Source organism: Thermomicrobiales bacterium, assembly GCA_041390825.1.
In the GTDB taxonomy this organism is placed as follows: domain Bacteria; phylum Chloroflexota; class Chloroflexia; order Thermomicrobiales; family UBA6265; genus JAMLHN01.
Genome location: JAWKPF010000009.1, coordinates 180,717 through 187,726, shown reverse-complemented (window position 1 = coordinate 187,726; position 7,010 = coordinate 180,717). Strand labels below are relative to the sequence as shown.

At 62.6% G+C, this 7,010-nt stretch carries 6 protein-coding genes; 2 read left to right on the top strand and 4 right to left on the bottom strand.

Annotation, left to right across the window (positions count from 1 at the left end):
• On the top strand, window positions 1-276 hold a 276-nt coding region (locus R2855_06210), incomplete at its 5' end, for a hypothetical protein (GenBank protein ID MEZ4530608.1).
• Window positions 277-366: 90 nt separating this feature from the next.
• On the opposite strand, the gene R2855_06205 is transcribed toward R2855_06210, so the two are convergent.
• From R2855_06205 to R2855_06195, 3 genes are all read right to left on the bottom strand, one after another.
• Entirely contained in the window at window positions 367-1,218 is an 852-nt protein-coding gene (locus tag R2855_06205) for a xanthine dehydrogenase family protein subunit M (protein ID MEZ4530607.1), read from the bottom strand.
• A gap of 61 nt (window positions 1,219-1,279) precedes the next feature.
• Window positions 1,280-3,667, bottom strand: a complete 2,388-nt coding sequence (locus R2855_06200; GenBank protein ID MEZ4530606.1) for a xanthine dehydrogenase family protein molybdopterin-binding subunit — start codon at window positions 3,665-3,667, stop codon at window positions 1,280-1,282.
• 85 nt (window positions 3,668-3,752) lie between these two features.
• Window positions 3,753-4,238 (bottom strand): (2Fe-2S)-binding protein, encoded by a 486-nt coding sequence (locus R2855_06195; GenBank protein ID MEZ4530605.1) that lies wholly within the window; start codon window positions 4,236-4,238, stop codon window positions 3,753-3,755.
• Window positions 4,239-4,551: 313 nt separating this feature from the next.
• On the opposite strand from R2855_06195, the gene R2855_06190 reads away from it, so the two are divergent.
• Window positions 4,552-5,799, top strand: a complete 1,248-nt coding sequence (locus R2855_06190; GenBank protein MEZ4530604.1) for an MFS transporter — start codon at window positions 4,552-4,554, stop codon at window positions 5,797-5,799.
• Here the strand turns inward: R2855_06190 and R2855_06185 are convergent.
• A complete protein-coding gene (locus tag R2855_06185; GenBank protein ID MEZ4530603.1) occupies window positions 5,752-6,978 on the bottom strand; it encodes a hypothetical protein in 1,227 nt (408 codons plus the stop codon). The two genes, R2855_06190 and R2855_06185, sit on opposite strands and share 48 nt — an antisense overlap.
• Window positions 6,979-7,010 lie beyond the last annotated feature (32 nt).

Below are 7,010 nucleotides of genomic sequence, written 5' to 3'. Positions count from 1 at the left end.
CTGTGGGGCGAGGTACGCGCCTCGAATGGCGTGCACGTTATGGCGTACGACGTTCCGGGAGCACTCTCTTACGACCAGGGTGAGCGGTCGTTCTTCGTTTCGCTGCGTGGCGCGAGCATGGAGGAGATTGCGGCAGCCTGGAACGGCCTGCTCCCGGGCGCGACGGTGGTTCAGCACCTTGCACCCTCCGGGTGGGCGCCCCTCTACGGCATGCTGACCGACCGGTTTGGCGTAACGTGGGTGCTCGATGTGGCAGCGGGCAACCATCAGCAGTAGGCACAACGAGCTGATCGGTCAGTTCGTCGAAACAGAAAACGGGCAGATGGAAAACGCCATCTGCCCGCTTTTCGTTGTTCAGAATTGCTTCTACAGACCTGCAGCCTTGGTCAGCGCGCGCTTGGTCAGGACGCGCACCAGATGGGCGCGATACTCGGCCGAGGCGTAGACATCGCTGTTCAGCTCGCCGAGATCGTCGGCGGCAAGCGCTGCGGCAGCGGCGATGCTGTCGGCATCCAGTTTCTTGCCGACCAGAGCGGCTTCAGCCGAAGTAGCGCGCTTGGCGTGTTCGGGAGCGCCGGTCACCGCGATCCGCGCGGACTCGACCTTTCCGTCCTTTTCCTTGACCGCTACAGCCACGCCAACAACGGCGTAACCCGAGGCCGGGTGCGCGTGCTTCACGTAAGCCTGCCTGGCGCCCGCGAAGTCACTCGGGATGTTGACGCTGGTCAAGATCTCGTCCTCGGTCAGCGAGGTGGTCAACAGCCCGACGAAAAGGTCGTCGAGCGCGATGTCTCGCTCACCACCGGTTCCCTTGACCGTGACGGATGCATTCAGGGCGAGCATCACGGCAGTAAGGTCGGCCGCAGGGTCGTTGTGCGCCATCGAGCCGCCAACTGTGCCCCGATTTCGCACCGACGGGTCGCCGACCTGCTTGGTGGCATCCACGACAACCGGGAAATCGCCGAACTTGTCGGAATCGACCACGCTCGCATACGTGGTGGTCGCGCCGATCTTGACGCCCTTCCCATCTTTGATACCAGAGAGACCCTTGATCCGGCCGATATCGACGATCGTGCCGGGCGCCGCCAGGCGGAGCTTCATCGCCGGAATCAACGAATGACCGCCAGCCAACACCTTGGCGTCCGGGTTCGACGCCAAAATGCTGATCGCTTCATCGACGCTCGTCGGACGAACGTACTCGAATTGCTGTGGGTACACCTTTGCGCTCACCTTTCCTACTTCAGAGACCGCGGGTCCTGCCGCCGCGTTCAGTGCGTTCCTAACGAGCCGCGTTGATCGACTCCCAGATCCGTTCCGGGGTCATCGGCATCTGAATGTTGTCGACACCAAGATGGCGCACCGCGTCGACCACGGCGTTTCCAACTGCCGGTGTCGATGCGATGGTACCGGCCTCGCCGGCGCCCTTGGAGCCCATTGGGTTAACCGGACTGGGCGTCACGGTGCTGTCGAGGTCGTACCAGGGAACCTGGCTCGCCTTGGGGACCGCGTAATCGGAGAGCGAGCCGGTCAGCAACTGTCCGTCCTCGTTGTAGTACGCGCCCTCGTACAACGCCTGCGCCAGACCCTGGGCGATACCGCCATGAATCTGACCGCCGACGATCAGCGGATTGATGACATTTCCGACATCGTCCACCGCCAGGTATCGAAGGACGTCCAGTTCGCCGGACTCGGTATCGACCTCGACCACGCACACATGCGTGCCGAATGGGAATGTGCAGTTGGGCGGATCGTAATAGGTCGTTTCATCGAGGAACGGTTCCATCCCCTCGGGAAGGTCATACCCAAGGTGCGCCGCGGCGGCGACTTCCTGGATCGATTTCGCCGCTTCCGGAGAACCCTTGACGAAGACCTTTCCGTTCTCGAACTCGACATCGGCTTCGGATGCTTCCAGCATGTGAGCGCCGAGCTTCTTGACCTTGTTGATCACCTTGTCGGTCGACTTGTAGATCGCCGTTCCGCCGACCGTGAGCGACCGGCTGCCGTACGTCCCGAAGCCGAACGGCGTGCCGAGCGAGTCGGAGTGCTTGATCTGGACATCGTCATAGGGGATCCCCAGCTTGTCGGAAACGAGCTGAGCAAACGTTGTCTCGTGGCCTTGCCCATGCGGCAGTGAGCCGGTGGTGACCACCGTCTTCCCCGTCAGCTGAACGCGGATGTTGGCGCTCTCCCACAAGCCAGCGCCCCAACCTTCACCGCCCAGACCAATCCATTTCGAGGGAGCGACTCCGCAGACCTCGACGTAGGACGAGAGGCCGATGCCAAGCACCTTCTTCTCGCCTGCCTCGATGCGCCGTTTCTGCTCCGCGCGCAGGTCCTTGTACCCTACGAGTTCGAGCGCTTTGTCGAGTGCGCGCTCATAGTTGCCCGAGTCGTACGGCAACATGCCGACGCCGGTGTCATAGGGGAAGTCTTCCGGCTGGATGAAGTTCTTGCGTCGCACTTCGGCCGGATCGACTCCGGTTGCGGCGGCAACAGCATCACAGACACGTTCGATCAGGTAAGCCGCTTCCGGGCGGCCGGCGCCTCGGTAGGCGTCCACCAGCGCGGTGTTGGTGTACGCGGCAACGACATCGACCCGAATGTTCGGAATCTTGTAGCACCCCGCGATCATCCGTCCGTAGAGGGTGGTCGGGATTCCCGCGGCGATCGTGGAGAAGTAGGCGCCGATATTCGCCCACGTCTTCACCTTCAGCGCCTTGATCGAGCCATCCTTGCTTGCGCCAACCTCCACATCGGAAATGTGGTCGCGGCCATGGGTGGTCGAGACATAGTTCTCCATCCGGTCTTCGAAGAACTTGACCGGCCGTCCGCCCAGTTTCTTCGAGATCGCCATGGTGAGCGGCATGTCGTAGTAGCAAAAGATCTTCGCGCCAAATCCGCCGCCAATGTCGGGCGAGATCGTGCGGATTTTCTGCTCGGGGATGCCCAGCACAAAGGCCGCGATGAGCAACCGCATGACATGCGGCGCCTGGGACGTAATCCAGAGGGTATAGTCGCCCGTCCCCGGATCGTACCGGGCGATGGAACCACGCGGCTCCATCGGGTTCGGGATCAGACGCTGATTGACGATGTGCAAGCTGGCTGTGACATCCGAATCCGCCAGCGCCGCATCGACGACATCAGCGTCCTTGCCGCAGGACCACTCCAGCACGATGTTGTTGGGGGCTTCCTCATGCAGCTGTGGCGCGCCCGCTTCCGTCGCTTTCTTGGCATCGACGACCACGGGCAGCTCTTCGTACTCGACCACGACCGCTTGCGCGGCGTCGCGCGCCAGATATTGGCTCTCCGCAACGACCACAGCCACCGGATCGCCCGCGAGATGGACTTCGTTGACCGCCAGGACGCGGGGAGTTACCGCATGATTTGTCACTCCGCCCGCTTGCCAGGCTGCCGGAAGCGGATTGAGATCCATGAAATCTTCGCCAGTGAACGCCGCCACAACGCCGGGCATCGCCAATGCCGGGGCGAGATCGATGTTCTTGATCTTCGCGTGCGCGAAGGGTGAACGCACCAGGCCGATATGCAACAAACCCGGCATGCGCAGATCGTCGATGAACTGCCCTTGCCCGGTGATAAGACGTGGATCCTCGCGCCGCTTGATCGCCTTTCCGACCATCCGCTCAGGCGCGTCGATGGAAGCAACCATCGCTGAACCTCCTTGTCACGTGACCATGCACGGTCTGCCACCTACGCCGGCGGCTCCGCGCACCCGTTCGGTCGATGCGGGCAACCTAGCCCTTCTTGGCAGCGTACTGGATGGCTTTGACGATGTTCTGGTACCCGGTGCAGCGGCAGAGGTTTCCCTCGAGCGCGTGCCGAATCTCTTCTTCGGTCGGATCCGGATTGGTCTCCAGAAAGGCGGAGGCGGCCATGATCATGCCCGGTGTGCAGTAGCCGCACTGCAGGCCATGCTCCTCCCAGAAGCCTTCCTGCACCGGATGCAGGTTGTCCTCAGTGCCGAGACCTTCGATGGTGGTAATCGATGCGCCGTCGGCCTGGACGGTGAGGACCGTGCAGCTCTTGACCGCCTTGCCATCGATGTGGATGGTGCACGCACCGCAGGAACTGGTGTCACACCCGACGTGGGTGCCGGTCAGCGCCAGGTTCTCGCGAAGGAAATGCACGAGCAGCTGCCGCGGCTCGACCTCGGCGTGGTGTTCGACGCCGTTGACGGTGATATCAACCGGAACGACGCTTTGCGCTACCGCCGTTGACATTGGTGAACTGCTCCTTTCGAAATCACCGAAGACTCCGTCATCGTCGGTGTTCCCTGTACGGTCATCGCCGGTGCCACTGCTCGACTCGACCGATCGTCGTCGCGCGTGCCGCGGATCCGTCCCGCGTACGCCACCTGCGAAGCGAACTTCGCGCGTGGCAGCAGCATCGTGAAGTGATGGCAGTATATCCCGCCCAGTTGCCGCGCGGTATCCGGGCGGATCGCCACAGGTTCGCAGTCGTGCCCTGTGCTAGGCTACCGCCCAATCCGCGGCAGGAGCGCGCCGCAATGGCATCCACGGCGACGAAGGCGAGATGGCATCGACCGATCAGGTGAGACCGACCGGTTCCGCTCCGTCGCCAGGCGAAGGCACGTTCACTGTCCTGCGTCTCAATCCGGCATTTCGCCGGCTGTGGATGTCGACGGTGTCGACAACGCTCGGCCAGTGGATGCAGTCGACCGCCATCGGCTGGCTGGCGCTCGACCTCTCCAATCGTTCTTCGTTCGTCGGTTTGGTCGCGTTCGCGGCCGGAATCCCCTTTCTCTTCGTTTCGATACCCGGCGGATTGCTGCTCGACCGGTTCGATCGGCGCAAGGTGCTCATCGCCTGCCAGGCGACTGCATCGATCTGCGCGGTGCTCCTCTCGATCGATGTCGTGACTGGCTACGTCGTGGCCTGGCACCTGCTGTTGTTCGCGTTCATCAATGGCTCGCTGCAGGCAATCATGAATCCTGCGCAACAGGCCATCGTTCCATCGCTCGTTTCTCGGGAACGGCTCACGAACGGCATCGCCCTCATGAGCGCCGGGCAGAACATGACGCGTGTGGTGGGTCCATCGGTGGCGGGCGCGATCATCGGGTTCGCCGGCACGGGAGCCGCCTTCTTCTGCCAGGCAATCGCATTGGTCGTTGCGCTGGTCATGTTGCTCACCACCCGATTCCCGGAGATGGCGGCCAGGAACGCGGTCACCTCGTTGGGGTCGGTGTTCGACGGCGCCCGCATTGTCTGGGGCCGGCGCGATCTTCGCGCGATCATGACCCTCATTTCGATCACGATCCTGTTGGTCTTCCCCTATCTATCGTTTCTGTCGGTCTTCGCGCGGGACGTGCTCGATATCGGTCCTGAAGGACTGGGGGTGTTGATGGCGTCGTCTGGCGGCGGCGCGGTGATCGGATCGATCTACGTCGCCTCACGCAAGCAACAGCCGACCGGACGGGGATTCGTCGTCGCCGCCATCGCCTATGGCTTCATCATTGCCGCGTTCGCGTTCTCGCCCAACCTGCTGGTAGCCGTTGTCTTGCTCGTCGCGGCGGGTTTCCTCGGTTCCGCCTATGTGAGCTCCGTGAATGCAGCGTTGCAAAGCCGCATTTCGGACGATGTGCGCGGCCGAGTGATGTCGATCTACATGTTGACCTGGGGGTTTACGCCCATTGGTTCGATCGCGATCGGCGCAATCGCCTCAGTACTCGGGATCTCGACGACCATCGCAGGGGCCGCGATGCTCGGGAACGCGCTACTGGTCGCCCTCTACCTGTTCGACAAACAGGTCCGGGAGATCTGAGGCGCTGCCAAGCTGGAGAACGATTCGCGCAGTCTCCGTTCGAGCCTGCGATGCCAGATCGGCAACGATGGCGCGAATCTGTGCGGCTTGCCGGTCGATGTTGCCGTTGCCAGGCTGAATCGGGCCAATGTCCGAAATCACCGCCTCCTGCACCCAGTGCTGCAGCGACTTGCGCACCCGGTTCAACGAGGGGGCGGAGATTCCAGCAGCGGCGGCATCTGCGAGTACCCATTCACGCAAAACGCGGTTTGGCAGTGGCAGGCTGGCCGCTTGATGAAGCACGCCTCGATCGGCGCGCACCTGTTCGGCATCCACAGACCAACGCGTGACCAGGTCGACGGCTGTCCGGCTTGCTGATGCGCGTCGCGCGATCTCCTGGTCGACTGCGGAGAAATCCGGCCCGGAACTGGTGGTTGGACCAAAAAGCGGTCGGTGCATATCGAACCAGCTCGCGCCGGCAGCACTCGAGAGACGAACGTAATAGAGCCCGACGAGAAGGTCGCTGGCGGCACGATCCTCGAGTCCATCGATTGCTGCCATACGTGCGCGCGCCGCACCGCCTGGTATCCGGCCGGTCAGCTCGTCTGCCGTTGCCTCGAGCAAGATCACCTCCTGCGGCTTGACAGTGGCGCGCGTGATGCCGCGCCCACCGGACAGGACGTAGGTGGTCATCGCGCTCTGCGGCGCAAAGAACAAACCCGGCACGATGACTCCGTTGGCGCGCCAATCACCCAGGTGATCGGTGTACGCGGGACCAACGCTGGCCAGGGCCGTCAGCATCTCGACGCTCACCTGCTTGCTGCGCGCAGTCTCGATCGAGAACTTCGCGTCGGCGGCCTGCATGATGAGGTCGTCGCCGCGACGACCGAGCAGCACGAAGTCAGGGTTTTGCAGCGAGCGCTTTGACGCTGCGTATGCGACATGCGGCATCGCGTCCAGTCGAATGACCTGCTCCACCCGATACGGTTCATCACCAGGAATGCCAACCTCGGCGCCAATCAGCGATCCGATATGGTCAGAAACGATGTCGCTCCAGCTGGACCCGATCAGCGCGCTCGAGCCGCCGAGATCGGCGAGACCCATGAGCCGCCGATCGAGCAGCGCCCGGATCAGCGACCCGCCGGGAAACACAGGGGAACGAAAGTCTCCGTCGGATTTGGGTTTGGTGGCAAACGTCAACGATGTACTCGACTCGAATCAGACAACGAATC

Excerpts from the sequence above, each read along its gene's own strand:
- R2855_06200 (MEZ4530606.1), bottom strand. The coding sequence starts at position 3,667 with ATGGTTGCTTCCATCGACGCGCCTGAGCGGATGGTCGGAAAGGCGATC.
- R2855_06195 (MEZ4530605.1), bottom strand. The coding sequence starts at position 4,238 with ATGTCAACGGCGGTAGCGCAAAGCGTCGTTCCGGTTGATATCACCGTC.
- R2855_06190 (MEZ4530604.1), top strand. The coding sequence starts at position 4,552 with ATGGCATCGACCGATCAGGTGAGACCGACCGGTTCCGCTCCGTCGCCA.